The 26555-nt window shown below is 69.1% G+C and carries 24 protein-coding genes; 9 read left to right on the top strand and 15 right to left on the bottom strand.

Translation table 11 applies throughout. The annotated features are described in order from the left end of the window. Positions 1 to 79 precede the first annotated feature (79 nt). The 4 genes from QSK35_RS09870 to QSK35_RS09885 all read right to left on the bottom strand — a co-directional run bounded on the left by QSK35_RS09870 (position 80) and on the right by QSK35_RS09885 (position 3787). Entirely contained in the window at positions 80 to 2617 is a 2538-nt protein-coding gene (locus tag QSK35_RS09870) for a CHAT domain-containing protein (protein WP_285744436.1), read from the bottom strand. Positions 2618 to 2656: 39 nt separating this feature from the next. Next, positions 2657 to 2917: a hypothetical protein gene (locus tag QSK35_RS09875; protein ID WP_285744438.1), complete on the bottom strand. Its 261-nt coding sequence runs from the start codon at positions 2915 to 2917 to the stop codon at positions 2657 to 2659. Positions 2918 to 3039: 122 nt separating this feature from the next. Further along, on the bottom strand, positions 3040 to 3300 hold the full coding sequence (locus tag QSK35_RS09880; protein ID WP_285744439.1) for a hypothetical protein: 261 nt from the start codon (positions 3298 to 3300) through the stop codon (positions 3040 to 3042). Positions 3301 to 3388: 88 nt separating this feature from the next. Then, entirely contained in the window at positions 3389 to 3787 is a 399-nt protein-coding gene (locus tag QSK35_RS09885; protein ID WP_285744441.1) for a hypothetical protein, read from the bottom strand. Between the two features lie 403 nt (positions 3788 to 4190). Between QSK35_RS09885 and QSK35_RS09890 the strand changes: the two genes are divergently transcribed. Both QSK35_RS09890 and QSK35_RS09895 read left to right on the top strand, forming a co-directional pair. Beyond that, entirely contained in the window at positions 4191 to 4463 is a 273-nt protein-coding gene (locus tag QSK35_RS09890) for a hypothetical protein (protein ID WP_285744442.1), read from the top strand. A gap of 52 nt (positions 4464 to 4515) precedes the next feature. Further along, positions 4516 to 5037, top strand: a complete 522-nt coding sequence (locus QSK35_RS09895; RefSeq protein WP_285744501.1) for an HD domain-containing protein — start codon at positions 4516 to 4518, stop codon at positions 5035 to 5037. A 5-nt stretch (positions 5038 to 5042) separates the two neighbouring features. Here QSK35_RS09895 and QSK35_RS09900 read toward each other — a convergent pair whose 3' ends face one another. Genes QSK35_RS09900 through QSK35_RS09930 form a run of 7 tightly spaced genes read right to left on the bottom strand, consistent with a single transcriptional unit; the run spans position 5043 to position 11199 of the window. Further along, positions 5043 to 6722, bottom strand: coding sequence for a ribonuclease J (locus tag QSK35_RS09900; RefSeq protein WP_285744443.1), 1680 nt, complete (start codon positions 6720 to 6722; stop codon positions 5043 to 5045). Next, complete coding sequence (gene dapA / locus QSK35_RS09905) at positions 6719 to 7615, bottom strand: 4-hydroxy-tetrahydrodipicolinate synthase (protein ID WP_285744444.1); 897 nt, start codon at positions 7613 to 7615, stop codon at positions 6719 to 6721. The genes QSK35_RS09900 and dapA overlap by 4 nt, the downstream gene beginning before the upstream one ends. 20 nt (positions 7616 to 7635) lie before the next feature. Further along, positions 7636 to 8262: a TIGR03085 family metal-binding protein gene (locus tag QSK35_RS09910; RefSeq protein WP_285744445.1), complete on the bottom strand. Its 627-nt coding sequence runs from the start codon at positions 8260 to 8262 to the stop codon at positions 7636 to 7638. 2 nt (positions 8263 to 8264) lie between these two features. Then, positions 8265 to 9713, bottom strand: a complete 1449-nt coding sequence (locus tag QSK35_RS09915; RefSeq protein WP_285744446.1) for a serine/threonine-protein kinase — start codon at positions 9711 to 9713, stop codon at positions 8265 to 8267. Positions 9714 to 9753: 40 nt separating this feature from the next. Next, positions 9754 to 10182, bottom strand: coding sequence for an ACT domain-containing protein (locus QSK35_RS09920; RefSeq protein ID WP_285744447.1), 429 nt, complete (start codon positions 10180 to 10182; stop codon positions 9754 to 9756). A 4-nt stretch (positions 10183 to 10186) separates the two neighbouring features. Continuing rightward, complete coding sequence (gene thyX, locus QSK35_RS09925) at positions 10187 to 10891, bottom strand: FAD-dependent thymidylate synthase (RefSeq protein WP_285744448.1); 705 nt, start codon at positions 10889 to 10891, stop codon at positions 10187 to 10189. 11 nt (positions 10892 to 10902) lie between these two features. Beyond that, complete coding sequence (locus QSK35_RS09930; RefSeq protein ID WP_285744449.1) at positions 10903 to 11199, bottom strand: hypothetical protein; 297 nt, start codon at positions 11197 to 11199, stop codon at positions 10903 to 10905. A 112-nt stretch (positions 11200 to 11311) separates the two neighbouring features. On the opposite strand from QSK35_RS09930, the gene QSK35_RS09935 reads away from it, so the two are divergent. Together QSK35_RS09935 and QSK35_RS09940 are read left to right on the top strand one after the other, a co-directional pair. Next, positions 11312 to 11815 carry a toxin-antitoxin system HicB family antitoxin gene (locus tag QSK35_RS09935; protein ID WP_285744450.1) on the top strand — a complete coding sequence of 168 codons (504 nt, stop codon included), beginning with the start codon at positions 11312 to 11314 and terminating at the stop codon, positions 11813 to 11815. Positions 11816 to 11817: 2 nt separating this feature from the next. Then, a complete protein-coding gene (locus QSK35_RS09940; RefSeq protein WP_285744452.1) occupies positions 11818 to 12711 on the top strand; it encodes a DUF4097 family beta strand repeat-containing protein in 894 nt (297 codons plus the stop codon). A 42-nt stretch (positions 12712 to 12753) separates the two neighbouring features. Here the strand turns inward: QSK35_RS09940 and QSK35_RS09945 are convergent, their stop codons facing one another. Beyond that, a complete protein-coding gene (locus QSK35_RS09945) occupies positions 12754 to 15999 on the bottom strand; it encodes a S8 family peptidase (protein ID WP_285744454.1) in 3246 nt (1081 codons plus the stop codon). A gap of 127 nt (positions 16000 to 16126) precedes the next feature. Between QSK35_RS09945 and QSK35_RS09950 the strand changes: the two genes are divergently transcribed. Next, on the top strand, positions 16127 to 17002 hold the full coding sequence (locus QSK35_RS09950) for a helix-turn-helix domain-containing protein (protein WP_285744455.1): 876 nt from the start codon (positions 16127 to 16129) through the stop codon (positions 17000 to 17002). Here the strand turns inward: QSK35_RS09950 and QSK35_RS09955 are convergent. The 3 genes from QSK35_RS09955 to QSK35_RS09965 form a co-directional block, all read right to left on the bottom strand. Beyond that, on the bottom strand, positions 16997 to 17542 hold the full coding sequence (locus QSK35_RS09955) for a TetR/AcrR family transcriptional regulator (RefSeq protein WP_285744456.1): 546 nt from the start codon (positions 17540 to 17542) through the stop codon (positions 16997 to 16999). The two genes, QSK35_RS09950 and QSK35_RS09955, sit on opposite strands and share 6 nt — an antisense overlap. Positions 17543 to 17545: 3 nt before the next feature. After that, complete coding sequence (locus QSK35_RS09960) at positions 17546 to 18535, bottom strand: aldo/keto reductase (RefSeq protein WP_285744457.1); 990 nt, start codon at positions 18533 to 18535, stop codon at positions 17546 to 17548. A gap of 1117 nt (positions 18536 to 19652) precedes the next feature. Next, the gene (locus QSK35_RS09965) at positions 19653 to 21221 is read right to left on the bottom strand and encodes an FAD-dependent oxidoreductase (protein ID WP_285744459.1); all 1569 of its coding nucleotides are present in this window, start codon (positions 21219 to 21221) and stop codon (positions 19653 to 19655) included. A gap of 137 nt (positions 21222 to 21358) precedes the next feature. Between QSK35_RS09965 and QSK35_RS09970 the strand changes: the two genes are divergently transcribed. The 4 genes from QSK35_RS09970 to QSK35_RS09985 are packed head-to-tail and all read left to right on the top strand — an operon-like array spanning position 21359 to position 26329. Further along, positions 21359 to 22162, top strand: coding sequence for an NAD-dependent epimerase/dehydratase family protein (locus QSK35_RS09970; RefSeq protein WP_285744460.1), 804 nt, complete (start codon positions 21359 to 21361; stop codon positions 22160 to 22162). Next, positions 22155 to 23621 (top strand): FAD-dependent oxidoreductase, encoded by a 1467-nt coding sequence (locus QSK35_RS09975; RefSeq protein WP_285744461.1) that lies wholly within the window; start codon positions 22155 to 22157, stop codon positions 23619 to 23621. The genes QSK35_RS09970 and QSK35_RS09975 overlap by 8 nt, the downstream gene beginning before the upstream one ends. A gap of 10 nt (positions 23622 to 23631) precedes the next feature. After that, positions 23632 to 25485 (top strand): asparagine synthase (glutamine-hydrolyzing), encoded by a 1854-nt coding sequence (gene asnB, locus QSK35_RS09980; RefSeq protein WP_285744462.1) that lies wholly within the window; start codon positions 23632 to 23634, stop codon positions 25483 to 25485. Positions 25486 to 25510: 25 nt separating this feature from the next. Beyond that, positions 25511 to 26329, top strand: coding sequence for an SAM-dependent methyltransferase (locus QSK35_RS09985; protein ID WP_285744463.1), 819 nt, complete (start codon positions 25511 to 25513; stop codon positions 26327 to 26329). Positions 26330 to 26555: the final 226 nt, after the last annotated feature.

The raw sequence follows: 26555 nt of genomic DNA on the forward strand, positions 1-26555 counted from the left end.
ATCAGGGCCCGACGTGAACGCACGGGCAGAGGTACACGCCGACCGACAGCGTCGCGGAACCCACTGCCGCACCGACCGATCAGGGCCCGACGTGAACGTGCCCCGCCCACAGCACGGGCAGGTTCGGGTACTTCTCGCGTGCGTTCAGGGTGGCGCGGTGCACCGCCTGCGCGGGTGACTTCCTGTTGGCCAGCAAGCGGTACACGTCCGCGGCGTAGGCCGGCGCGACCCGGTCGCGCACGGGCCACAACGTCGCGATCACGTGCGCGAACCCGGCCAGCCGGAACGCGGACGCGAGCGTGATGACCTCGTCGAACAACGCGCCGGGATGCGCGGTCTCGCAGGCCGACAGGAAGGCGAGCTCCGCCTTCGGCAGATCCAGCGCGGACACGTCCAGGACCGTGAGTTCCCCGTCCGCCAGCAACAACCGCCCGCGCGACGGGCTGTCGAGGTCCATCCGCGCGTGACACGCGAAGTGCACCCACGCGCTGCCGCGCAGCTGCGTGACGACCCGGTCCCTGCCGGCCTCCCGGTTGGCGAGCACGCGCGCTCCGGGAAACGCCTTGCGCACGACGTTGGCCTCGGGACGCGCGTTCGGCAACGGGTCGGCACCTGGCGCGTTGCCCACCGCGACGACGAGCGGGCTCTTCGGCTTGCCGTTGTGCTTGCGGTTTCGTGCGTCGACCAGTGCGCGAACCGTTGGGGTGTAAGAGGAAACGACCCGGTCCAACGCGGCGGCGTGGATCGGCAGCAGCGCGAGCGGCCCGGTCGGCACCCACCAGACGCGCTCGGGGTTGAGCGTGTCCAGGACCGGGTCGGTCAGCGTGTTGCGAATCCAGGCGAGAACCTCGTGGAGTTGTCGCTGCTTGTCCGGATCGACCTCGTGGGTGAGCCGGCGGACCTGCGTGGCGACGGATTCCGGTGACACGCCGGGTAACTCGACCGTCCTAACGCGACGGTTCTCGATGATGACCGCGTCGGACCGGTACCGGCTGACGTTGAGGTAGACGACCGGCCCGGCCTCGGACTGGTCGAGCAGCGCGGGCAGTCCAGGCGGCCGGGCGAAGTCCGGAACCTCCGCGCGGATGCGTTCCACCACGTCGTCCCACTGCGCGGCCAGTTCACGCCGCCCGCGATTCGGAATGTCGTCCGCGGGCGCGTCGCGCAGCCGTTCGTACTCGGCCGCCAACTGCTGCGGCACCCGCCGCAGGTCGGCCCGCTCGTCGAGCGCCCGCGACAGCAGCACGCCGCGCCCCTGCTCCAGCAACGCCACCGCGTGTTCGGGCCGTCCGTCCGCGACGGCGCAGGACGCCGCGGTCACCGCGATGCCCGCCCACCGGCCGAGCAGGTGTTCCTGGTCGCTGCGCCGCAACGCCCGGGAAGCCAGGCGCGGCAACAACTCGATGACGCGCTCGAACGCCTCGACGGCCTGCGCGTACTCCCCCGCCGACGCCGCGATCTCGCTCCACACGAGCCCCGCGGTGACCTTCGTGACGATGTCGGACGCGGGCACCATCGCCGCGTTCCTGGCGTACTCCAAGGCGTTCTTCGTGTCACCGGTCCGGCTCAACGCCATCGCGAGGTTCGCCAGGTGCGTGGCACGTCCGGGATCGTCGGGCGCCACGCTCCGCACGGCCGTGCGCGCCCGTTCGACGGCCTCCTCGAGATCCTCGGTCTGCTGCAACGCCAGCGCCAGGTTGTTGTGCGCGAGATCGAAGAGCCGGTAGCCGGGCTTGACCTGCCGCACGGCCTCCCGGCCCACCTCCACTGCACGCTCGAAGTCGCCCCGCTTCACCAGCAGGAAGCACAACGTCGTCAGGTGCGCAGTGCGCACGACGTTCCCCTTGAGCGTCTCCCGATGCGCCCGCTCCAGCGCGTCGATCGCCTCGTCGAGATGCTTTGCCTCGCGCGTCCGTTCGTACCGGCTGACCAGCACGGCACTCAGTTCACTCAGGCACGACGCCCGATCCTGCGGCGCGGCGATCTTGACGGCCTCCCGGCCGAACGTGAGGGCCGCGTCGAGGTCCCCGATGTCGCCGAAGTGGTCATGCCGCACCCGATACGCGCTACTCAGCTGCGCGAGCAACCCACCCAACCGCGGACTATGCGCGTAGCGCTCTTTTCGTGCGACCTCAATGGCCTCGTCGAGGTCGGCCGGATCGCGCAACCGCTCGTACCGCCCGCGCAACGCCATCGCGAGGTTCGCCGCGTACACCACGCCATCCTCGGTGCCGGCCCCGGCGCGCACCGCCCGCCGCATCTTCTCGATGCCGGCGTCCAACGACTTGACGTCGCCGTTGCGGTCGAACGCGCGAATCAGCCCGAGCCCCGCGAGGCCGTCGTCGATCGCCTGCTCGGGATCCTCACCCCGCTTGTGTTTGGCAGACGCCTGCAGCGTGCGCAGGAAGTGGAGCCCACCACCGACCACCAGCATCACGTGCAGCGTCGTGGAGACCCACTCGGCGGGCTTCGGGCCGATGAAATCGCTCTGGATCACGAGCGAACCGCACGCGAGCACCGCCATCATCCGCTGCTGCGCGCCGATCTTGCCCACCGGCAGCAACCCGACGATCACCAGCACGGTTCCGGCCATCAGGGAACCGAGAGCAAGCAACACGCCACGCAGCGTATAGAACTCTCGCCGCGTTGTTCGGCGTTATTCGCAGATCGACCAACCAAGCACCGCGGCCACGACCTCCGCGGTCGCGCCTTCGGCCCGCCGGGTCATCCCGGTGCCCACCATCCGCACCGCCTCGGCCGCCTCCGGCCCGTGCACCTTGACCATGTCCCGCAAACCCGCCGCCGCACGCACGTACACCAGGCAGTCGGGCGCGGCCGGGTCCCCCACCACGAACGGGCGGAACCCTTCAGCGACCAGCCGCAGCACGGCTGTCACCGCGTCCTCTTGGACCTTCACCTCTTGCACGCCTGCGCCCCCAACCGTGTCCTACCGAGCAGTCACGGTTCTGCCAGCTATGGGCCGTGAGCGCAAGACCTTTCAGTGATCGACACACATACGTTGTGGTCACAGTGGGTCTGTCAGCACGGCCAGCCGAGCACGGTGGCCACAACTTCCGGCGTTGTTCCCTCCACCTGACGCGTCATCGCCCGGTGAATCATCCGCACGGCTTCGCATTCGTCCGGACCGTGCACCACGATCATGTCCCGCAGTTCGCGGCGGGTACGGACGTACACCACCGCATCCGGTCCCGCCGGGTCCCCGACGACGAACATTCGGAACCCCGTGGACACGAGGTCCAGCAGGGCCGCCAACGAAGTGTTCTCCACGTTCACCAGCACCTCAGGTTCACCCGCTGAGGTCGTTTGACCACGACCGAGGCAAAGCTAGGCTTTCCCCGTCAGGAGTCGAACTAACCCGTGGTACGGGTTAGTTCGGCTCAACGCCGTCAGCCACGAAGGCATCGCAGTGACCGGAACCGGTCGAGCACCGCACGGCGGTACGGGTGCCGCACGTTGCCGCGCGGTCGTGTCCGGCTTCGTGCTCAAGCTCGTCCGCGAATCCGTGCCGCTGACGCAGGCCGGTCTCGCCGAGCGTCTGGAGGTCGACCTCGCCACCGTCCAAGGGTGGGAAAGCGGACGACGCCCGCTGACTGCCGTGCGCACAGCGGATCTCCTCCGGCTGCGCGCCCGCCTGCGCTGGGCCGGCGCCGATCGTGCCGCCATCGACACCCTCGGCCACGCACTCGAAGCCGACCTCGTGATCGCCGACGCGGTCGAGGCAGGCGATCGCCTGGTCTCCGCACACCCGCTGGGGATGTCGGTGCACCAACGCGGTCTGACGAACCTGATCACTTCGCAGCCTCCTCGATGCGCTGCCGCGCCGCGCACCTGCTCCCATACACCCGGTCTTGTCCGCGAACGACCGCGACCAGTTTTCGTCCACCTACTGATGACCGCAGACACGAGGCGGGACGACACGGCGCTCCTGCGCCGCCAAGCGATCTACCTGTTGGGCTTCGACCGCCGACCGGCCTCGGCCGACCGATTGCGCACCGAGCAGCCTCGCGCGATCCGCAATGCCACACGCCTGGGCGAGGTTCCGTTGTGGGTGGAGGTCCGCTCGTCAGCGATAGCGACGAGTTCGATCGGCGATCGAGAACCGCTGCGGTCGTTCGTGCGAACCGGACGGAACCGGCGAGATCGACTCGGTCCAGGCCGACGACGCGTTCATGACAGCCACGGATCCCGCCGACTGGCCCGGCGCGCGCCCGTTTTCCGAGCTCCTGCAAAGGTTTCGACCGAACTCGGGTCAGGTGGAGCTGAACGTGCACACCGCGTGGGCGTTACTCCTGGCCCAGCCATGGTTGCTGCAGAGCCGGCCGCCTCTGTGCACGGAGGTGGTGGCGGCAATCGGCCGACTTGACGAGGATGACGACCTGTCCGCAGACACGCGACGCGAGCTGAGCGACATCGCCTACGCCGTGCGGCTGGCCCAACGCTGAAAGAGGATCCGTGGCAGAAGACTTCGAGGCCGTCGCGAGTTTCGCCTTCGAGATGGGTGTGCTGAAGCGCATGCGTCGCACCGGGTGGTGGCACGCCGGGGTGCGCGACCCGGAGTCGGTGGCGGACCACAGCTTTCGCGTCGCACAGCTCGCCGCGATGATCGCCTCACTGGAGAACGCCGATCCCGCGCGCGCGTCGTTCCTCGCGCTCTGGCACGACACGCAGGAGACGCGGATCGGCGACATCCCGCACACCGCGAAGCCCTACCTCGGCAGCAGCCCGTCGAACGAGGCCATCACCGCGGACCAGACCGCCCGGCTGCCCGAAGGCATGCGCAAGTCGGTGCAGGAAGCCGTTCAGGAATACGAGGCACAGGAGACGGTCGAGTCACACTGCGCCAAGGACGCGGACAAACTCGAGTGCCTGGTTCAGGCACTCGAGTACCGGTCCAACGGCTTCACCACGGTGCAGGGGTGGATCGACACGTCCTACAAGGCGTTGCGCACGGAAGCGGCGCAACGCATTGCGGACGCGGCCCTGCAGACCTCGCCACTCGCGTGGCGAGGTCGCTGACCACCTCAGACCGGGATGACGGTCGGCACGATCATCGGCCGGCGGCGGTACTTCTCGGCCACCCAGCGACCCACGACGCGCCGCACGGCCTGAGCGACGCGGTGCGTGTCGGTGATCCCCTCGGCCTCGGTCCGCGACAACTCCATCTCGACCAGGGAAACGACCTCGTCCAGCGCCTTGGGGTCGTCGGAGAACCCGCGTCCGGAGACGGTGGGCTGAGTGACCGCGCGACCGGAGCTGGACTCGATCGCCACGTTGATCGCGATGAACCCGCCCTCGCCGAGCACCAGGCGATCGGACAACGTGGACTCACCGACGTCACCGACGGAGAGACCGTCGACGTAGACGTGGCCGACGACGACGCGCCCGGTGATGGCGGCCTTGCCGTCGACGAGGTCCACGACGACACCGTCCTCGGCGATCACGACGTGATCCTCGGCGACGCCGGTCGCGACGGCCAGTGCCGCGTTGGCGCGCAGGTGGCGCCACTCGCCGTGTACCGGCATGACATTGGAGGGCCGCACGGCGTTGTAGAGGAACAGCAGCTCGCCCGCCGGCGAGTGGCCGGAGACGTGGACCTTGGCGTTGCCCTGGTGCACCACGTTGGCGCCGAGCTTCGCGAGGCCGTTGACCACGTTGAAGACAGCGTTCTCGTTGCCCGGGATCAGCGATGACGCCAGGATCACCGTGTCGCCCTCGCGGATCGAGATCTGGCGGTGCTCGCCGCGGGCCATGCGCGACAACGCCGACAGCGGCTCGCCCTGCGAACCCGTGGAGACGAACAGGACCTCGTCCTCGTTCATCCGCATGGCCTCGTCGAGGTCGACGAACAGGCCGTCCGGGACGTTGAGGAACCCGAGTTCGGCGGCGATGCCCATGTTGCGGACCATCGAGCGGCCGACGAGGGCCACCCTGCGCTTGTACTGCACGGCGACGTCGAGCACCTGCTGGACACGGTGCACGTGCGAGGCGAAGCAGGCGACGATGACGCGCTGGTTCGCCTTGCGGATCACGTTCTCCAGCACCGGGCCGATCTCGCGCTCCGGTACGACGAAGCCGGGGACCTCGGCGTTGGTCGAGTCGACGAGGAACAGGTCGACACCTTCGTCGCCGAGTCGCGAAAATCCGGCCAGGTCGGTGAGCCGGCCGTCCAACGGCAGCTGGTCCAGCTTGATGTCACCCGTGTGCAGCACCAGACCCGCCGCGCAGCGGATGGCCACGGCCAGCGCGTCCGGGATGGAGTGGTTGACGGCGAAGAACTCCAGCTCGTAAGGCCCGAACGTGCGGTGCTCGCCTTCACGCACCTCCACCAGCTGGGGGTTCTGGCGGTGCTCCTTGCACTTCGCCGCCAGCAGAGCCAGGGTGAACTTCGATCCCACCACTGGCAGGTCGGGGCGGAGCTTCAGCAGGAACGGCACGGCACCGATGTGGTCCTCGTGGCCGTGCGTCAGCACCAGCGCGTCGATGTCGTCGAGCCGGTCCTCGATCGCCCGGAAGTCCGGGAGGATCAGGTCGACGCCCGGCTGGTCGTCTTCGGGAAAGAGCACGCCGCAGTCGACGACGAGCAGCCGGCCGGCGTGCTCGAAGACGGTCATGTTGCGGCCCACCTCGCCGATCCCGCCGAGTGCGACGACCCGCAGGCCGCCTTCCGGCAGTGCGGGAGGGAGTTGGGTGGATACGGTCACGCGTTGACTCCAAGTTCGGCCGCGATGGCCTCGATGTCTTCGGCTGTGGCGGGCACCAGTGGCAGGCGCGGATCTCCGACGTCGAGACCGCGCAGGCGCAGTGCCGCCTTGGTGTAGGTGACGCCGGGAACCCGGCGGAACGGTCGCAGCAGCGGCAGCAGCGACTCGTGGATCTCGCGGGCCCGGCGGATGTCGCCGTCCTCGAAGGCCTCGATCAACGAAGCCAGGCGGTCGGCCGCGAAGTGGCCGATCACGCTGACGACCCCGACCGCGCCGACGGAGAGCCACGGCAGGTTGAGCGGGTCGTCGCCGGAGTAGTAGGCGAGATCGGTCCCCGCGATCACGCGGCTGCCCGCGTGCAGGTCGCCCTTGGCGTCCTTCACGGCGATGATCCTGGGGTGCTCCGCGAGGCGCAACAGGGTTTCGACCTCGATCGGCACCACGGCCCGCGGCGGGATGTCGTAGAGCATGATCGGCAGGCCGGACGCGTCGGCGACGGCGGTGAAGTGCGCGAGCAGGCCGGCCTGCGGCGGCTTGGAGTAGTACGGGGTGACGACGAGCGCGCCGTGCGCGCCCGCCTTCTCGGCCTGCTGGATCAGGTGAACGCTGTGCGCGGTGTCGTACGTGCCCGTGCCCGCGACGACGGTGGCGCGGTCACCGACCGCCTCGACGACGGCGCGCAGCAGGTCGGCCTTCTCCGCGTCCGACGTCGTCGGGCTCTCTCCGGTCGTGCCGTTCACGACCAGCCCGTCGTTGCCCTGGTCCACCAGCTGTTTCGCCAGCTCCTGCGCCTTGGCGAGGTCCAGCGCACCCTGTGTGGTGAACGGGGTGACCATGGCGGTGAGCACACGGCCGAACGGGCGGTTCGGCGTGGCGAACGGGCTTGCAGACATGCGCAGAAAGTACCCCGAAGTCAGATTCCGCGGTTCAGCGCCTTGACCGCTGACACGGCGTCGTCGCTCCCGCTGATCTCGATCCGCGCCTGGTCTCGCCCGAAAGCGTGAAGCAGCAGCTCACCGGGTTCGCCGGTGATCACCACGCCGTTGGCGCCGTGCTTGACCGTCACCTGCTCGCCGTCGGGACGGCGCAGCACGACGCCGACCGGGCTGTTGCGGTAGTTCAGCCGCCCGGTGTGCGGCAGCGCGCGCCACAACGCCTTGTCGCGCCGCGCGTCCGCCGGACGTGGCTCCCAGTCCGGCACGGCGCGCCGGACGTCCTCGTGGTGCACGTAGAACTCGACGGTGTTGCCGAGCTCGTCCAGCACGCCGATCGAGTACGGCGACCAGAACGGCGGGCCGCTGCGCAGCTCGTCGAGCAGCTCGCTCCACGCCTTCTTCGCGTACTCGTCCTGAACGCGCTGGGTGTAGCCGGCGAACGGCTTGAGCACGATGCCCGGAGCGGCGTCGAACCGCCGCTCCCGGATCACCAGGTGCGCCACGAGGTCTCGTGTCTTCCACGGATCGCACAGGGTGGGCGCGTCCGGCCCCACCTCGGTGAGCAGATCGACCAGGAGACGGCGTTCCTCGCGAGCTAGACCCATACCTATGAATTCTTCTTGTTCAGGACGGTCTTATCCAGCTTCGAGCCGCTGTTGTGGGAGGCCACACAGAAGATCTTGCGCTGCGAGTTCTTCTCGTCCCACGCCGCCTGCGTCGGCACCAGCACGGTGATCTTGAGATCGCTCTTGCCCTCGTCCTTGACCAGCGCCGAGTCGAACGTCAGCTGGCAGCGGGCCACACCGAGCGAGGTCAGCGACTCCTTCGTCGGGTAGGACACGCTCGGCAGCGAGGAGTTCTCGTCGAACGTGCCGACCGTGTCGAACACCTCGAAGTCGTGCGGCTCGGAGCAGTCGTTGACGCGGCTGTCGTTGGTGATCTGCTTGCCCTGCGTCAGCTGACCGTCGGCGCACTGGCCCTCGCTGTACATGTCGAACACCGGGATGTCGCCGGTCTCGCCGTACGTCAGCGCCGTCTTCGCCGCGGCGGGCGTGTCGAACGCGCGGTAGGTGTAGATGCCGCCGACGAACGAGCCGATCGCGATCACCGCGGCCGCGACGATCGCGAGGATGCGGTTGCGCTTCTTCTTCGCCGGGTCGGCGGCGGCGACCTGCTGAGTGTGCTGGTAGGGCGCGGTCGCCGAGGGCGGCAGTCCCTGCGGCGGGGTCGGCTGGTTGCCGATGCTGCTGAGCATCGCGCGGGCCTGTGCCGCGCTGAGCCGCGCGTTCGGGTCCGGGATCAGCAGACCCATGATCACCGCGCCGAGCACGCCGTGCGCCTTCGTCAGGCGCGGCGTCTCGCTCATGATCGCCTGCAGCGTGGACGCCGTGGACGAGCGCTCGAACGGGCTCCAGCCCTCGACGGCGTAGCAGAGCGTGGCGCCCAGCGCCCACAGGTCCGACGCGGGCGAGGCGTCGTGGCCGTGCAGCCGCTCCGGCGACATGTAGGCGGGCGAACCGATCAGGCTGCCGCTCGTCGTGAGGCGCGGGTCGTCGTGCTGCTGCGCGATGCCGAAGTCCAGCAGCTTCAGCCGGCCGTCCGGACGGATCATCAGGTTGCCCGGCTTGACGTCGCGGTGCACGATCCCGGCCTGGTGCGCGCACTCCAGCGCGGACAGCGCCTGCTGCGCGATCGAGATGACCTGGTGCTGCGGCATCGGGCCCTGCGCGCTGATCAACGTCGCGAGCGTCGCGGCCTCGACCAGTTCCATGACGATCCACGGCACGCCGTTCTCGGCGACGACGTCGTAGACCGTCACGACACCGGGGTCGTTGAGCTTGCCCGCGGTGCGCGCCTCGCGGAGCACCCGCTCCTCCATGACGCGGCGCTCCTCGAGCGGCACGCTCTCAGGGAAGTGCAGTTCCTTGATCGCGACCTGGCGGCCGATGACCCGGTCCTGTGCGCGCCAGACGACGCCCATGCCACCACGACCGAGCTCCTGCAGGAGCGCGTACCTGCCCGCGATGACGCGCGGTTCCACAGCCTGTCCGTGCACTTGCTCTCCTACAGACGAACCTGGGTCGGGGCGATGAACGCTACTTCAGACCACGCAGCGAGGTATTCGGTTCCTGCGGAACAACCGTTTCGTGACCCGCGGCCCGCAGCGCGAGCACGGCGCGGCCGAGGTCGGCCTGCTTCACCAGCAGGTGGTCGGTGTCATAAGTGGACACCGCGAAGAGCGTGACCCCGGCGGCGGCCAGCTCGCCCGCGAGCGCGGCCATGATGCCGGTGAGCGTGAACTCGAGCGGCCCGCGCACGGTCAGCAGCCGCCAGCCCAGCTCGAACGCCGCGTCTTGGGCGACGGCGGCCTCCGCCGGGCAGATGATCGACAGCTCGTCCGGCGTGCGGGTGACGGAGACGAGGCAGTCGGTCAGGTCGAGCAGCCCGGACGGCACGGCGGCGTCCGGCGCGAGGCGCATGACCGTGTACTCGCCGGGGCGAACGTCGACGATGAGCCGTTTCATGGGCTCAGCCTTCAGTGACGAGCGGGCTGGAGGCAACTTCTGTGCCATCCGGGTGAGTCGAAATTACGAAGTCCGCGAACACGCCGGGCGCGTGCTCGCGGAGTTCCCGCAGGCAGGCGACCGCGAGCGCACGCAGTTCAGCGTCCACGTGCTCGGTGGCGCGCATCGCGATGAAATGCCGCCACGACCGGTAGTTGCCCGTCACCACGATCTCGGTGCCGGTCGCGTTGGGCAACACGCTGCGCGCGATCTGCCGGGCCCGCCGCCCGGTGACCGTTCGTTCGAGCTCCTCCACCAGGTCGTGGTACGCGGTGAGGCTGGCTTCCGTCGCCTTCACGAACTTCGCGTGCAGGCCCGGGTCGTTCGCGATCAGCTCGGGCTCGACCACGTCCGTCGGGTCGGTGCGCTGGTTGAGCTGCGAGTACGAGAAGTGCCGGTGCCGGACCAGCTCGTGGGTGAGGCCGCGCGGCACGTCGGTGAGGTAGAGCGTGGCGCTGCCGTGCTCGAACGCGCCCAGGTGCCCGACCTCGATCAGGTGCCGCAGGTAGGCCGCGTTGGTCCGGGTGTTCGGGTTGGGCTTGTCCCACGACCGGTAGCAGGCGCGGCCGGCGAACTCGACGAGCGCCTCACCGCCGTCGGCGTCGGTGTCCCACGGGATGTCGTCCGGGGCGAGGAACTCGGTTTTGGCGATCAACCGCACCTTCGGCATGCCTCGAGACACTAACCGGCAGTCGCGGCGAGGCTGTCGATGAGCTCCGCAAGCGCCGCGCCCTGCCGCTCCTCCAACGAGCGAGGGCCCTCCCCGACGTCGACGAGATCCGCTTCCCGGAGCAGCTGCTGCGCTTCTATCCGCTTGAGCGCCCGCACCAGAGGTAGAGCGACGTCACCTGGCACATCACCGGTGAAGCTCATCCGACCTTCCTGTGACGGCTCTGTCGTTTGGAAGTAGCTCAGAGCGAGGAGCAGATCGGCACGCGTCTCGCCGGCGATGAGGTTCGAATCAGGATCAAGCACCATGCGACCGATCGTACGAACGGCCTCTGACAATTCCCGGCGAAACGAACCCGTGCCGCTCAAGTCGACGCACGTGACACTTGACTGACGTCAGAAGTGACGTCACAGTGGTGTCATGGATCTGTCGCCGTACATCGCGTCACTGCGCGAGGACCTCGCGACGGCGGCTTCCGCGGGGGACGAGACCACCCGGAGGACCGCCGCACTGCTGTCCGCAGCGCTCGAGCCAGCCGCGCGACTGGCGATCATGAACGCACTGTCCGACCTGGCCGCGGAGGTAACCGCCGCGCTGGAAGGCCACGTCGTGGACGTGCGACTCGACGGGAGGGACGTGCAGGTGGTCGTCACCGGCTCGTCCGCACCGGAGCCGGAGCCGGCTCCACAGGAGGAGGTGCCGATGAGTGACGCCACGGGTGACATCAGCCGCATCACGCTGCGGATGATCAACGACTTGAAGGCGAAGGCCGAGGCGGCCGCGGCGGCACAGGGGGTGTCGCTGAACTCCTTCGTGGCGTCCGCGGTGCAGGGGGCCGTGCACAGCAAGCACCACAAGCACCACAACAAGGGGTGGAGCGGCGGCGCGGGTTCCTCGCGCGTCCGCGGATGGGTTCAGGGGTGACGATGACCGAGACAGGCGAGACCGGGGTCAGCAGGCAGCAGAGCTTCGACCTGACGGGGCCGGCGGAGATCGACGTGTCGCTGATGAGCGGCCGCGTGCAGGTGATCCTGTCCGACGATCCGGGCGTGCACGTCGAACTGCGGCACGACCCGTCCGCGGGCAACTCGTGGACCGAGGGCCTCGGCGGGCTGCTGTCCTGGGTGAGCGGGCAGTTCGGGTCCGGGGCGGACATGCCGGCCGGACCGGAGGAGGCCGTCCGCCAGGCGCGGATCGAGTTGCTGGGCAACCGTTTGCGCGTCGAGTCGTCGAAGGCTCTGCCGCTGCGCACGGTGCCGCTGGCCGTGACCGTGCGTGCGCAGGCGGGGTCGCACGTGACGACGCGGACGGGCGCGGCGGACGTGACCGTGACCGGCTCGGCGGGACGGCTGGACCTCAACACCGGCACCGGCAACGTGTCCGCCGACCGCGCGGAGGGCGAGGCGAAGGTCAACTCCGGGTCCGGCACGGTCCGGCTCGGCACGATGCTCGCCGGCGTGCGGGTGAAGACCGGCAGCGGCCACGTCGAGGTGTCGTCGGTCGGCGGCAACACGGTGCTGATCACCGGCACCGGCGACGTGTGGCTGGGCGCCGTGGCGTCGGACGTCATGGTGCGCACCGGGTCCGGCGACCTGACCGTGGCCGACGCCGCGGCCGGCGAGATCCAGCTGGGTACCGGGTCCGGGCAGATCCGGGTGGGCATCCGGCCCGGTGTGGCGGCTCGCGTCGACCTGATGTCGAGCGCCGGTCAGGCCCGGTCCGACCTGGACGTGTCGAACTCGCCCATCGAGGGCGCTCCCCTGACGGTCACGGGCCGCACGGGCAGCGGCAACGCCCTGGTGACCACTGCGACCACGTAGCCGGGGGGAGGGGGTGGAGGCGATCGCTTCCACCCCCACTGTTCACTTGAGGGCGTACGCCCGGATCACGGTCTGGTCGACGGTGTTTCCGTTGACATCACCGGCTTTCACGCGCAGTGAGACGTAGCCGGTGGTGTCCTCGATCTTCGGGTTGACCACGACGGCGTCCCACGTGTCCACACTGGACTTTCCGCGCACCCACATCGGGTACCACGACTTTCCGTCGTTGTAGGACGCCTCCAGCGACACGGTCCTGATCGCCGCCGGGATCGCGCTCGTCTGCGTCGCCACCTGAATCTTGAACTGGGACAACGAGAACGCCTTGGCCCGGTTGTAGTCGTCGAGATCCACACCGTGCAGCCGCGCGGTGACGAGCGGCAGGAACTCGAACGCGTTCCCCTCGACGGTCTTCGACCGGAACGTCCACGTCGCATCCACGGCCGTGCTGAGCCTGGCCCAGCGCACGTCGCGCTTCGCTTTGGCGTTCAACGTGTACGTGCGCTCGTCGGCCGGCACGCTGAAGAACGTCATGTACTGCTCGGACGTCCGGCTGTAGTCGCCCGCGGACAGTGTCACGCTCCCCTGCGCCTGGGCGAGCTCCAGCCCCGGATCGGCGATGGAGTTCTGCCTGCCGCCGGGGACGAACAGCGGCACGATGACGCCGAGGTCGTTGCCCCGTCTCGCGACGCCACCGCTCTGGACGATGTTCATCTCCGGGCCGGACACCGCGCTGTTCCAGTCCTGCTTGGAAACCGAGCCCGCGGTGTAGTTCTCGGTACCGCCGAACAGCGCCGGGCTCGGCATGCCGCCCTCACGCGGGATCAGCCGCATCAGGTTGAGCCAGTCGATGCCCGGAGAGAAGAACTCCGTGCGGCGGCCCGGAGTCTCGACCTCGACCCACATCGTGCCGAGGCCGACCCACTGGTGTGGCAGGTAGAACGTGAACGCGAACCGGAACGCGCGCGAGTCGACGTCCTGGCCGCGATACCGGTGGTCGACTCGGCCGAGCTGCTTGTCCCGCACGCGGAACGTCAGCGCCGCCGGGACCTCTCCCGCGAACGGGTACGCCAGCGAGTACGTGTAGGGATCCTTGGCGCCGTCCGGCGACCGCAGCGTCGCGTCGATGCCGAAGTCCAGCTGGTCCGCACTGTCCTTCAACGGCACCGCGTAGCTGTCATCGCTGTCGTACACCGCGTGGCTGACGTGCAGCCAGCCGAGGTCCGACTTCACCAGCGAACTGGTGCTGAGGCCGTCAGCGACGGCGTCGGGTTTGTCGGTCTGGATGCTGATCTTCCGGCCGCCGCGTGCGTCCACCACGATGGTCTTGTCGCGGTCGAGGGTGAACTTCGGAGTCACCACGGTCGTCCAGCTCGTCGGCGTGCCAGCGGTGCCGATCTTGGCGTCGATCCGGTAGTCGTCCTTGCGCAGCCGGGTGACCGCCGTGCCGCCGACCAGCGGGCCGGAGTCCAGGATGCCGAGGTCGGCGAGGTTGTAGATCGAGATGAAGTGGTCGAGGTCCGGGCTCGCCGGCTTGCCATCGCGCCCGATGTACTCGACGGTCAGGTTGTACGACTCGTGTTCGGCGGTGAGCCCGAACGCGGTGCGTACGACCGTGCCGCCGCTCGTCGCGGTGACCCGCCCGCCTCGGTAGCCGGGTTCGGCGATGTTCGACGGGGTGAGCGTGAGCTCCACGCTCGCCGTGCCGTGCGCGGGCACCGTGATCTGCTTGGCGCCCAACGTGAATCCCGGCGTGTCGGTGGCGAGGTCCAGCGTCACGGCCGCGTTGCCGTCGTTGGCGTAGGTGATCGGTTTGGTGACCACGGGCCGGCTCGGGTACGGCCAGCTCAACCGGCCGAAGCTCACGCTCGGCGTGGCGGTGACAGTCGTCGTGACGGCGCGCGCGACGTCGAGGCGGCCGGTGCCCTGGGAGAACACGTCGCCCTCGACCGGCTGCGCTGAGGTGGTCAGCGCCGCCTTGAGCTGCCCGGCCTTCCAGTCCGGGTGCGCCTGCGCGAGCACGGCGGCCGCGCCCGACACGTGCGGTGTCGCCATCGACGTGCCGCTCGCGGCGGTGTAGTTGTTGTCGACCGGCGTGCCCATGGACGTGCCCGCGGCCCGCGCGGAGATGATGTCCTCGCCCGGCGCCGCGATGTCCGGCTTCAACGCCGCGTCGCCCACGCGCGGTCCGCGCGAGGAGAACCAGCTGATCGCGTCGCTCTTGTTGACCGATCCGACGCCCAGCGCGGCGTCCGCGGACGCCGGCGAGCCGACCGACTCGTAGGCGGGGGTGTTGCCCGCCGCGATGACGAACAGCGTGCCGGTCGACTCCGTGAGGGTGTTGACCGCCTCTTCCAGCGGGTCGAGCCCAGGCCGGTCGGTGCCGCCGAGGCTCATGCTGACGACGTCCGCGCCCTGGTCCGCGGCCCACTGCATGCCTTGCAGGATCGCGGAATCGTCGCAGTAGTCGGTGCCGCAGACCTTGCCGACGAGCAGTTGCGCGTCCGGCGCGACGCCCTTGTGCCTGCCGCCCGAGGCAGCGCCGGTGCCCGCGATGTTCGCGGCGACGTGCGTGCCGTGGCCGTGGTTGTCCTTCACGCCGGTCTCCGTGAAGTCCTGCTGTGCGCTGATCTTCCCGGCCAGGTCGGGGTGCGTCGCGTCGATGCCGGTGTCCAGCACGGCGACCTTCACGCCCTTGCCGGTGTAGCCCGCCTGCCATGCCGCCGGTACGCCGATCTGGGCATTGCTCTGCTCGTCGACGAGCTTTCGCCTGCCGTCCAACCAGATCCTCGCGCCGGTGTCCTTGACCTGCGACCAGAAGCCGTCCCGTGCCGTCACCGCCACGCCGTTGATCGCGGGCAGCTCACGCCGGATCTTCGCCCCTCCGGTCGCCCGGACGCCTGGCGGAAACCCGACGATGAGCGGGACTTCGCCGGTGATGTGCTCGCGCACCAGTCCCATGACGTCGAACAGCCGCGCATCGAGCTTGCCCGCCGCCAGCAAGCGTTGCGCGTCGCTCGGGATCACGGTGAGGCGCGGGCGTCCCTGCGAGTCCTTGTCGGCCCGGCGCGCGAAGGTGACGTGTTTCCGCCCCTCCCCCGGCGTGACCGCCGCCTGGAGTCTTCCGTTGGGTAGTTCGGTGTAGTCGACTCTGTCGCCGGTGACCAGCGTCAGCGACGCGCTCGTCGGTTGCTGCAGGGGATTCGTTGTGGTGCCACGGGATTCGGCCGCCGTGGCGGGCTGTGCGGCGATCACCAATGTGGCGGCCGCAGCGCAGAACAGGGTGCGCATTTCGAGGGATACCTCCGGTCCGTACCGGGATATTGGTATGGACCAAAGACTTCCACTGGGAGATCAGCTCCGGAAGACTCGCCCTTCGGGCGAAATGCGGCACTGTCACATATACGGCAGGAGAGCCATGTTCGAGATACTCGGACTGACGCCGGCGGAGGAACGCCTCTGGCAGACGCTCGTCGACCGGCCGCCCGCCACGGCCCGCGAGCTGGGCGCGAACGTGCACGGCACGCTCGCCGCCCTCTGCGCCAAGGGCCTCGCGATCCGGCTGTCGGGCCGCCCCGTCCGATACACGGCGGCCGCACCAGACGAGGCACTGGACGCACTTTTTCGTGCCAGGGAAGAGGAACTACGCCAGGCGCGCGTGCTGACCGGCCAGCTGGTGGACCGCTACCGATCGCGCCGCGCGAGCCCCGGCGAGGTGGTCGAGGTGGTGCGCGGATCCGACGCCGTGTTCCACCGCTGGCGCCAGATCCAGCGCACCGCCCGCGCCGAACTGTGCGGCCTGCACCGCCCGCCGTTCCTCACCGAGCCGGCGCCGGACGAAATCCGCGTGCCTTCGCGAACCGTCTACGACCACTCGGTCGCCGAGATGCCCGGCATGCTCGACCGGATCGCCGAACTGGTGGAGTCCGGCGAGCAGGCCAGAATCGGCAGCGTGCCGGTGAAAGCCCTGCTGGCCGACGACCGGATCGGCATGATCTCGTTGGCCACCACGGATTCCGTGCTGGTGGTGCACGCCTCGGCCCTGCTGACCGCGCTGCGCACCCTGTTCGACCGCATCTGGGCGTCGTCCACACCGCTGGCCGGGTCCGAGGGCACCGACAACCGCCGCCTGCTGACGCTGCTGGCCGCCGGCCTGACCGACCAGGCGATCGCCAGACAGTTCGGCTGGCACCTGCGAACCGTGCAGCGCCGCGTCCGCCGAATCATGGCGGAACTAGGCGTGCGCACCCGCTTCCAGGCGGGCCTGCAGGCGGGGCGGCGCGGCTGGCTATGAGGCCTCGAGGCCCGCGATCACCAGGTCGCACACGGCGTCGAACTTGTCCTGAACGTCATCCTCAACCCAGTCCGCGGCGTGCACCGGGTTGTGAAACCGCTCGGTCGCGTTGAACACGGCCTGAGCTGTGCGCTGATCGCCGACGATCGCCGCCACCTGCTCCACCATCTCACGCACGTGCTCGGCGACGACGTCGCTGTTCTCCTTGGCGAGCACCTCGAACGTCGCGAACAACTCCGGATCCCCGAGGGCCTTCTTGCGCTTGGCGTCGAACAGCGCCTGCAACCAGCTCCTGAGCTTCTCCGGCGCGGGCGCGTCGCTCTCGGCGATCTCCTTGAGCCCGGCGTGCGCCTGCTCGAGCCACCGCTCGGTGACGGCCTCCCTCAGTGCGGCCTTCGTCGGAAAGTGGCGGTACACGCTGCCGTGGCTGACGCCGAGCGCCCGCGCCACGTCGACCACGGTGGCCTTGGCGGGCCCGTAGCGCCGCAGCACGTCCTCAGTCGTCGTGAGGATGTGCTCCGCGGTCAGCGCTTCCGCCACTTGTCACCTCTCGCTGTCCAGGTGCGCCATCTGTTCCGGCGCGTACCGCTCGCCCGCGACCGCACCCCGCGGCACGACCTGTTCGATCCGGCTCAGGTCATTGTCCGTCAGCGTCACTTCGGCGGCCTTAACGGCCTCCGCGAGCCGCTCCCGCCGCCGCGCCCCGACCAGCGGCACCACGTCGTTGCCCTGGTGCGCGACCCACGCGATGGCCAGCTGCGCAACCGTGATGCCCTTCTCGTCGGCGATCTTCCTGAGCCCGTCGACCAGGGCGAGGTTGTGCGTGAGGTTGTCGCCCTGGAAGCGCGGTGACATACCGCGGAAGTCCCGGCTTCCGTTCGTTGCGGTCCAGTGGCCCGAGATGAGTCCCCGACTCAGGACGCCATACGCCGTGACACCGATGCCCAGCTCGCGGCACGTCGGCAGGATCTCGTCCTCGATCCCGCGGGACACCAGCGCGTACTCGATCTGCAGGTCCGCGATGGGGTGAACCGCGTGCGCCCTCCGGATCGTCTCGGCGCCCACCTCGGACAAGCCGATGTGCCGGACGTACCCCTTGTCGACCTGTTCGGCGATCGCGCCGATCGTGTCCTCGATCGGAACGTCCGGGTCGAGGCGGGCCGGGCGGTAGACGTCCACATAATCCGTGTTCAGGCGCTTCAACGTGTACGCAAGGAAGTTGCGCACCGCCTCCGGCCGGCCGTCATAGCCCCACCAGCTGCCGTCGGGGTCCCGGAGGGCGCCGAACTTCACGCTGATCGTGACGTCCTCGCGGTTGCGGGTCTCCAGGGCGCGGCGGATCAGCAGCTCGTTGTGGCCCATGCCGTAGAAGTCGCCCGTGTCCAGCAGCGTGATCCCGGCGTCGATCGCGGCGTGGATGGTCGCGATGCCTTCCGCCTCGTCGGCGGGGCCGTAGAGGTCCGACATGCCCATGCAGCCCAGACCCAGCTCTGAGACGACGGGGCCGCGGGTGCCCAGCTGACGCTTGTCCATTTCCGTGCTCCTCGCTTGCTCGGGGTTTCCCTACGGACAAGCTTGCCCCATCGACTGACAGATTTCAATATCTGTCAGTCCATGAGTGTTTACCCAGGGCGGTGTGGGTCATGGGGGTTGCTTGGCGGCGGGCGATGGCTGCCGGTTCCGTGCCCTGGTCTTGGCTGCCGGTGCCATGCGTGGTCGCCAGCTTGGCTGCCGGTCGATACGTGGTTGCTAGCTCGGCTGCCGGTGCCATGCGTGGTCGCCAGCTTGGCTGCCGGCCGATACGTGGTTGCTAGCTCGGCTGCCGGTGCCATGCGTGGTCGCCTTTTGTCGGCTGCCGGTGTCGTGGGGCGCTGCGTCTTCCGGGGGCGCCTTCGGCGCCGCGATTGGGGCTTGACTTGGGGCCCCTCGCGGCGTGGTGGGCCGGCTCCGCCGGCAGATGCACGATCTGCCGGCCCAACAAGGGCTACCACGCCGCACCCCAAGTCAAGCCCCAATCGCGTTCCGTACGTGCCCACCAGACGCGCCCCACTCTGGGTGCGTGGTCGCCTCTTTGGCTGCCGGTCCCGTGCGTGGTCGCCTCTTTGGCTGCCGGTCCCGTGCGTGGTCGCCTCTTTGGCTGCCGGTCCCGTGCGTGGTCGCTTCGTTGGCTGCCGGTCCCGTAGGTGCTCGCCTTCTCGTCGCTCGCGCAGCTGCCCAACTCTGCTCGCGCTCCGCGCTCCGCGTATCGCCGGACCCGGCCCCGTCCAACCCGCGTGGGGTCGTACGTTCCCGACCACTGCGCCTTGCCTTCCCAACCCCCAGAACCGCTGGCCCCGAGAACTGTCGGCCCCCGTCGCTAGCCTGAGATACGGGGGCAGCTCACAACCACCGCGCGGCGACACACCCCCAGCCGACCGTAGCGCCAAGGTCCGACAATCCGGGGCCTACACCAACCGCCCCGCCCGAGTCGTACGTTCCCGACCTCCGAGCCGTACCTTCGCGGCCCCCGCCTCGTACGTTGCCCCCAAACCGCTGGCCCCGGAACTGTCGGTCCCCGTCGCTAGCCTGAGATACGGGGGCGGCTCATAACCACCGCGCGGCGACACACCCCCAGCCGACCGTAGCGCCGAGGTCCGACAGTTCCACGGCCTCACCGGCCGATCGGATCCCAGGCCCGCGAACCGAAAACCCGGTTCAGGTACCGCTCAACGTGCCGCCCCCGCACGTCCGAGGTCCGCAGCGCGACGTATCCGTCCGGCCGGATCAGCCGCAACCCGCCGTCCTGCGCCCCGGCCGACCGCCGCAGTGCGCCGTCCAGGTCGTAGAGGTCCATCGGGCCGACCCGGCCGAGCTGGTGTACGACCCGCGCCCGCACCTGGCCGAACCGCTGCACCACCGCGAGCTGCTTGGCGGCTGACTCGGCGTGCGACTCGTCGTCTGGTTCCTGTGGGAACGCCAGTAGGGTCCAGTCGCCCGATGCCAGCAGGCGGTACACGGTCGTCGGGCGGTCGCCCAGGTGGACCGGGGCGTCGGGGAAACGTTCGCCGTCGCCGGAGACGGACAGTGGGCTGTCGGGATATGCGAGCGGCAGGCCGGTGTGCGCGGCGCCGATGTTCTGCAAGCGCGAATAGAGCGAATCCCAGGAGGGGGTTGGTCCCTCGCCGCCCCAGTACGAACGTGCGGTGCGCGCGGCCAGGCCCCAAGCCACGGGCTCGCGCTCTAGGGCGTAAGTGTCCAGAATGGACTCGGGAGCGCCGCCGACCACTGCGGCAAGCTTCCAGCCCAGGTTGAAGGCGTCCTGGATGCCCGTGTTCATGCCCTGCGCCGTCACCGGCATCACGGTGTGCGCGGAGTCGCCCGCCAGCAGGCAGCGGCCCGCTTTGAACGTGCCCGCCACGCTGTTGTGCAGTCGCACCCGCCAGTTGAAGCGGCCGTCCGCCAGGGAAACGTCGGCGCCGGTGATCGTGCGGACCGCGGCCTCCAGCTCCCAGATGGGCGGATCGCCCTCCAACCCGAAGTCGCGCACACCCGCGTAGATGCGCAGCCTGCCGTCGGGCAGGGGAGCGGTGCCGAGGGAACCGGCCGGGTGCAGGTGCATGTGGCAGTGCGACGGGTCGCCTGGGAGGGAGCCCTCGACGCGCGCGTCTACCTGGATGATCTGCGTGCCGGGGAAGCGTTTGCTGTGCCACGGGATGCCCAGCAGGTCGCGGATGCTGCTGTGCGGGCCCTGCGCTGCTACGACCCAGCCGGCTCGCACTGAGAATGCTTCACCGGAGTTAGAGCGTATTCCTACTGTTACACCTTCTAACTCCTGCGTCACGGAGTAAGCGGTTAGGCCTCGTTCTACGGAAACGCCCAGGCCGGACAGGTGTGTGCGCAGCATTCGCTCGGTGTCCTGCTGGCCGATGATCAACGGGTGCGGCGTCGGGCTGATCGGGGACGTCATGTCGTGCGTCAACGGTGGGAAGCCGGGCAGGTGGTACGTGCGGTGCACGTAGCGGGTGCCGGCGCGCAGGTAGTCGGCGACCGGCAGGCCCATCAGGCCGAACACTTCCAGGGTTCGTTGCCACACGGTGCAGCCGCGCGTGCCCGGACGCGGGGTCTCCCGGCGGTCGACGATCATGCAGTCGATGCCTCTGCGGGCCAGTTCGATCGCCACGGTCAGGCCGACCGGGCCCGCGCCGATGATGAGTACGTCGGTGTTGCGCGCATGCGGCATCGCGAAGTCTCCCTGTCCAAGAGCAGTGGTTCGCGATGCCACGGCCCGACACACTGTAGGCAAAACCCCGCGCGGGAACCAGGTGGCATTCAGCCGGGTTCGAGCCGTCCTACAGGTGTGCTCCAGAAGCTGCGTGCGTGGACGTCATCGGCAGGGGCTTCCTCGCCCAGAACCTCGCCCAGCTGACCGACCGGCACCCGGACGTCGTCGTCATCGCCGCCGGGGTCTCCAGCGTCAGCGTCACCGACGAGCACGAGTTCCGCCGCGAGGTCGAGCTCGTCTATGACGTGATCCAAAGCTGCATCAGAACGAAGAAGAAGCTCGTCTTCTTCTCGTCGGCCAGTGCCGCGATGTACTCCGCGCCCGGCAGCCTCGGCGTCGAGGACGGGCCCGTCTTCCCGCCGTCACCCTACGGCCGGCACAAGCTGGCGTTGGAACGTGTGCTGGAAGTGTCCGGTGTGGATTACCAGATACTGCGTCTCACGCACGTTATAGGTTCTCACCAACGCGAGCACCAGTTACTGCCCGGACTCGTCGCGCAGATCAGGACCGGCAAGGTTCAGGTTCACCGAGGCGCGCACCGCGACATCATCGGCGCCGACGACTTCGTCACCATCACGGACACGCTCGTGCAGAAGTGGCAACGCGGCCGCGTCGTCAACGTCGGCTCGGGTTACTCCGCCAGCGCCGAGGACATCGTCGGCCACATCCAGCGACGGCTGGGCGTCGAGGCCGAGTGGACCCTCGTCGACCGGCCCGTCGACTACCGCGTGTGCACCGCACGACTGAGAGCGCTCGTGCCCCAGACCGAACGGATGGGCTTCGGGCCGCGCTACTTCGCGGACGTCTTCGATCGGTACCTGGACCTGTATCGGACATCGAGTGCGTCACCAGCCGGTCCCGCCACCCTGACCGCGATCTCAAGGAGGAACGGTGACTGAGGTACTGATCGTCGGTGGCGGGCTCGCCGGGCTGTCCGCGGCCGTTTTCCTGGCCCAGCAGGGTGTTGACTGTCTGCTCGTCGAAAAGCACCAGGGCGTCTCACCACACCCACGGGCACGCGGCATCACGCCCGCGGTCATGGAACTGATGCGCAAAGTCGGGCTCGAAGAAGCGATCCGCAACACCGAGTCGGGTCGCGCCCTACAACACAACACCGGCGTCGTCGCCGCGCAGAGCCTGGCCGGCAAACAGATCGGCGAGCTGCGCGAGCAGTACGTGATGGACATCCGCGGCGACCTGAGCCACCTCACGCCCAGCGGCTGGTGCCTGTGCCACCAGGACGAGTTCGAACCGCTGTTGCGCGCCAAGGCCCAGGAGCTCGGCGCGAAGATCGAGTTCGGCACCGAGCTGTTGTCGTTCACACAGGACGAGCAAGGCGTCAGGGCAAAACTCAGCAACCGGGCCGTCCGCGCGAAGTACCTCATCGCCGCCGACGGCCCCGGCAGCCGGATCCGGCAGGCGTGCAGCATCTCCTTCGAGGGCACCGAACCCATCGGCAACTACATGAACATCCACTTCAAGGCGAAGCTGAAGGAACAGCTCGGCGACCGCAGGTTCGTCATGTGCTACGTGATGAACCAGGAACTGCGCGGCGCGTTGATGCCGATCGACAACGACCAGCGCTGGCTGCTGCACGTCATGTACGACCCGAAGTCCGGCGAGGAGTTCACCACCGAACGTTGCACGCAGCTCGTGAAAGCGGCCGCCGGCGTGCCCGACCTCGACGTCGAGATCATCGGCGCGATGCCGTGGGAGGCCGCCGGACGAACCGCCGGCCGGTTCTCCGACCGCCGTGTGTTCATCGTCGGCGACGCCGCGCACGTGATGCCGCCGAGCGGGGCTTTCGGCTCCAACACGGGCATCCAGGACTCGTACAACCTCGCGTGGAAGATCGCGGCGGTCCTGCGGAACGAGGCCGGCCCGGCGCTCCTCGACACCTACGACGCGGAACGCCGCCCGACCGGTGAGGCGATCGTCGAGCAGGCCGTGCTGCGCTCGCTCGACCGGCCGCGCATGGTGCACGAGCAGCCGCCGCCCGCCGACCCGCGGATCGTCCCGGACACCACGGTCTGGTTCGGCAGCCGCTACCACTCCACCGCGATCGTGCCCGACAACGACGAAAAGGACGTGTGGGCCAACGAGATCGACGGCACACCCGGCGTCCGGGCGCCATACGACGAGTCCACTTGGGACCTTTACGGCGACGGCTTCGTGCTGATCGCGAGCAACGACGAGTGGATCAAGGCCGCTGAAGGCTTGAGTATCAAGGCGCACAAGGTCGAAGGCGCCGAAGCCTTGCTCGTCCGGCCGGACGGCGTGGTGGCGTGGCGGCCCGCCGGTGCCGCCTCCGCCGACGAACTCGCCCGCGCGCTCAAGAGCGTGCTTTCCCTGAACTGAGAGGACCGGCATGTCGGCAATCACTGGGTGGATCGACTACGAGCGCGACCTGCGGCGTGAACGCGCCACGGTGATCGCCATGACCGCGACGATGGCCTGTCGCGGCCCGGACGGCGAGCACGTGTGGACCGGCCGCAGCGCCGCGTTCGGGCACCGCAGGCTCGCGGTGTGCGACCTCACCGACGGACGCCAGCCGGTCGCGCTGGAGCACGACGGCGAGACCGTGCTCGTCGGCATGCACAGCGGTTCCATCCTCAACTACGAGTCGCTGCGCAACGAGCTCACCGTGCGCGGCCACCGGTTCCGCAGCGCCGGCGACACCGAGGTGCTGCTGCACGCCTTCCAGGAATGGGGCCCGGACTGCGTGCACCGGCTGGAGGGCACGTTCGCCGGTGCGGTGTGGGACGAACGGAGTCAGGAGCTCTGGCTGGTCCGCGACCGCCTCGGCGTCGAGCCGCTGTTCTACTACCCGACACCGAACGGCGTGCTGTTCGGCTCCGAGGCCAAGGCGATCCTCGCGCACCCGTACGTCGACCCCGCGATCGACGCGGACGGGCTGCGCGAGGTCATGACGTACGCGGGCACGCCGCACATGGCGTTCTTCCGCGGCATGCACCGCGTCCCCGCTGGCAACTCGGTGCGTGTCAACCAAAAAGGCATCACGACGAAGTGCTACTGGAAGGTCGAGGCACAGGAACACGTCCACGACCTGGACACCACGGTCGAGACGATCCGGCGGCTCGTCGAGGAGAGCATCGACCGCAACCTCGTCGCGGACGTCGAGGTCTGCACGCTGCTCTCCGGCGGCCTGGACTCCAGCGGCGTCGCCGGCCTGGCATCGAAGGTGTTGCGGCAACAGGGAAAGACGTTGCGCACGTTCACCCTGGACTTCCACCGTCACGACAAGAACTTCAAGCCGACGGACACCCGCCGCACCACGGACGCGCCCTACGCCGCCGACGTCGTCGCGCACCTGGGCACAAACCACACGTCCGTCCAGGTCGACCCAGCCGAGCTGAGCGATCCGCTCGTACGCGCGGCGGTGTTGCGCGCCAAGGACTTCCCGACACCGCTCGGCGACATGAACACCTCGCTGTACCTGCTGGCGCGCGGCGTCGGCGAACACGCGAAGGTCGTGATGACCGGTGAGGCCGCGGACTCGTTGTTCCACGGCGTCGCCTGGAACCGCGACCCGGTCGAGTCGAAAATGGGCACCTTCCCGTGGGTCGCGCGCGGCGTGGTCCGCGACGACGCCAACGGGCTGGGCTGCGGCCTGTTCGACCAGGGGCTGCTCAAGAAGCTGAACCCGTTGGAGTACGCGGCCCAGCGCTACCGCGAGTCCGTCGCGAAGGCACCGCACCTGCCGGACGCGTCCGAGCAGGAGAAGCACATGCAGGAGCTGTGCTGGGTGCACATCACGAACTTCATGGAGAACCAGAACGCGCACACCGAACGGCTCTTCAAGGCCGTCGGGCTCGAGGTGCGCATGCCGTACTGCGACCACAAGCTCGTCCAGTACGCGTACAACATCCCGTGGTCGCTGCAGAACTTCGACGGCAACGAGAAAGGCCTGCTGCGAGCCGCGATCGCGGACGTGTTGCCGCGCAGCGTGATCGAACGCCGCAAGACGCCGTACCCGGTGACGCTGGACCCGGTGTACGAGCAGGCGCTGCGCGACGAGTGGGCCGCGCTGCTCGCCGACGACGGGGCGCCCGTGCGGGCGTTGCTCGACCCGAGGGCGGCGCGCGAGGTGCTGACCGACCCGGAGAGCCTGCGCGGCAGCTGGGCGAAGCGCGCGAACGTGGAACTTCCGTTGCAGCTCAACGCATGGCTGCGCGGCTATGGAATCCGGCTGGCGCTCTGAGCGCAACGAAGGGGAAGGAAGGCACATGGTTTCGACGCCAGAGCAGGTCGGCGAGTACTACGACCAGGCGGTCGACTGGTTCGCGGAGGTCATGGGGGACAACAGCCACGTCGGCTACTGGCCCAGCCCGGACGACCGCAGCACGCTCGAGGAGGCGACCGACAACCTCACCGACCAGCTGATCGAACGGCTGGAGGTCGGCCCCGGGGCACGCGTGCTGGACGTCGGCTGCGGCACCGGCCGTCCCGCGGTCCGGCTCTCGAAGGCGACCGGGTGCGAGGTCATCGGCATCGCGGTCAGCCCCGAGCAGGTCCGGCGCGCCAACGCGCGCGCGGAGGAGGAGGGCGTCGCGCACCTGGTCAGCTTCCAGGTCGGCAACGCGATGGAGCTCGCCTTCGCGGACACGTCGTTCGACGCGGCGTGGGCGTTGGAGTCGATCATGCACATGGCCGACCGCAAGCACGTGCTCACCGAGATCCAGCGCGTGCTGCGTCCCGGCGGCCGGGTCGCGTTGACGGACCTCTTCGAGGCCGACCCCGCCGGACCCGAGCAGCGCGCCGCGTTGGAGGGCTACCTGGCGGGCATGGAGTCGTCGATGGCCGAGATCGACGACTACCCCGGCATCGTCACCGCCGCCGGCTTGCGGATCGCCGAGCTGCTCGACATCACCGGCAGGACACAGGAGCGCACCCGCACCGAGGTCGCGAAGGTGCTGGAGCGCAAGAAGCACGAGCTGACCGCACAGTTCGGTCCGCAGTGGACGGAGATCTTCGAGCGGATGGCCGAGCAGGCCGACGCCGCGCCCGAGATCGGCTACCTCCTGCTGGTCGCGCGCAAGCCGTGACCAAACGCTATGGGGGGAGCTTTCCAAGCGCTGACCGCTTGCTGGTGTTTTAACCAGGGGTGAGTTCCCTAGCGGGCCGTCGCGTGAGCGGCGGCCCGTTTTGTTGTTTGCTGTCTTGGGTTTGCTGGGCCTGCGTTGTTTGCGGATGACGGGGTGTCGGGGGGCGGGTGTGGTGGTGTGGCCTGGTGGGCGGCCGGGTCCTGGCCGGATGGGTTGTCGGGGCTTG

The organism is Lentzea sp. NBRC 105346, assembly GCF_030269605.1.
Classification (GTDB): Bacteria; Actinomycetota; Actinomycetes; order Mycobacteriales; family Pseudonocardiaceae; genus Lentzea.